This window comes from Skermanella sp. (assembly GCF_059503625.1).
Genome location: NZ_JCACHA010000128.1, coordinates 1 through 1,990, shown reverse-complemented (window position 1 = coordinate 1,990; position 1,990 = coordinate 1). Strand labels below are relative to the sequence as shown.

At 66.2% G+C, this 1,990-nt stretch carries 2 protein-coding genes; both read right to left on the bottom strand.

The window, feature by feature from the left end:
• Nucleotides 1–904: phenylacetate--CoA ligase family protein (locus AC5JJ6_RS03450; protein ID WP_496040706.1), on the bottom strand; the 904-nt coding region annotated here is incomplete at its 3' end.
• 48 nt (nucleotides 905–952) lie between these two features.
• The gene (locus AC5JJ6_RS03445) at nucleotides 953–1,801 is read right to left on the bottom strand and encodes an ABC transporter ATP-binding protein (RefSeq protein WP_496040705.1); all 849 of its coding nucleotides are present in this window, start codon (nucleotides 1,799–1,801) and stop codon (nucleotides 953–955) included.
• Between the last annotated feature and the right edge of the window lie 189 nt (nucleotides 1,802–1,990).

Sequence of the window (1,990 nt, the reverse complement as noted above, 5' to 3'; positions counted from 1 at the left end):
CGCTGGAGCTTGGCATGAAGGCCGAAAGGTCGCCAGTCGCGAAGCGGACCAGCGGATAGTCCCGGTTCAGCACCGTTACCACGATCTCGCCGACCTCCCCGTCGGCGACCGGATCGCCGGTGCCGGGACGGACGATCTCGACGATGACGTGCTCGTCCAGGATCAGGCCTTCGCGGGCGGAGCTCTCATAGGCGACCATGCCGAGATCGGCGGTGCCGTAGCTCTGGAAGACCTCGAGCCCGCGATCCTGGTAGAACCGCTTGACGTCCGGCATGAAGGCGCCGCCGGTGACGTGCCCAAGCCGCAGCGAGGACAGGTCGGCGCCGGTCTCGTCCGCCTTTTCAAGGATGATCTTCAGGTAGTCCGGCGTCCCGGCATAGGCGGCTGGCCGCACCGCCGCGATCGCCTGAACCTGCAACTCGGTATTGCCTGTCCCGGCGGGGAACACGGCGCAGCCCAGCGCGTGGGCGCCGCTCTCGAACATCGAGCCCGCCGGGGTGAAGTGATAGGAGAAGCAGTTGTGCAGGACATCCCCCGCTCGTAGCCCGGTGGCGAACAGGGCACGGGCGAAGCGCCAGTAGTCGGCCCGCCGGGCTTCCGGATCGAAGATCGGTCCGGGCGACGCGAAGATGCGGGCGAGCCCTCCCGGCGGCACGGCGCTGAAGCCGCCGAATGGCGGCTCCCGGCCCTGCAACTCCGTCAGGTCGGATTTCCGGGTGACCGGCAACGCCGCCAGGGCTTCCCGGCTGGTGATCGACATCGGGTCGATTCCAGCGAGGATGAGGCCATAGGCCGGGGTGCTGCGCTGGGCGAGGTGGATCTGCTCCGGCAGGGCCGCCATCAGCGCCGCTTCCCGCGCATCTGCCGAGCGGGTTTCCAGATCGTCGTAGAAGCTGTTCGCCATGACTGTTCCCTGCGTTATCCTGGAGCCGTTTTGTAGGACGGAAGGAGGCTACAGCCACCGCTTCCGGCGCTTGTAGCTCTTCAGGTTCTTAAAGCTGCGCCGTTCCTCGCCGCCGCCGCCACCGAGGTAGAATTCCTTGACGTCCTCGTTGTTGGCGAGTTCCTCGGCGGTGCCGTCGAGCACGACCTTGCCGGACTCCATGATATAGCCGTAGCTGGCGGCTTGGAGCGCCATGCGGGCGTTCTGCTCGACCAGCAGGATCGTGACGCCGAGGTCGCGGTTGATCTGGCGGATGATCGCGAAGACCTCCTTCACCAGCAGGGGCGACAGGCCCATGGACGGCTCGTCCATCAGGATCAGCTTGGGCCGGGCCATCAGCGCGCGGCCGATCGCCAGCATCTGCTGCTCGCCGCCGGAGAGATACCCCGCGAGGCCGGTGCGTTCCTTGAGACGGGGGAAGTAGTCGTAGACCATCTCGATGTCCTGGCGGACATTATTGTCCCGGCGCGTGAAGGCGCCGAGGCGCAGGTTCTCCAGGCAGGTCATGTCGGAGATGATGCGGCGGCCTTCCATCACCTGGAAGATGCCACGCCGGACGATCTTGTCCGGGTCGATGCCGTTGATCTTTTCACCGGCGAAGCTGATGTCTCCCCGCGTCACGGCGCCGTCTTCGGTCTTCAGCAGGCCGGAAATGGCTTTCAGCGTGGTCGATTTGCCGGCCCCGTTGGCGCCCAGCAAGGCCACGATCTCGCCTTCCGGCACCTGGAGGCTGAGGCCGCGCAGGACCAGGATCACGTCGTTGTAGACGACCTCGATGTTGTTGACCGAGAGCAGCGCTGGTTTTCGGGCCGCTACCGGCGGTGCCGGTACGGCGTTGACGTCGATGGCGGCGGTCATGGCTCTATCCTGTCGTGCGGCCTGTCGTGCGGAAGGCTTGCCGGGACGGGCCATGCCGTCCCGGCGGGCGGTCCGGCTTTACCAGCCGAGCCATTCCTTTTTGCGCGGCAGGTCGATGCTGGTGACCTTCTCCAGCTTGATCGTGCCGGCCTTCACCAATTCGTCGACCGAGGCTTCGGTAGCGCCCGA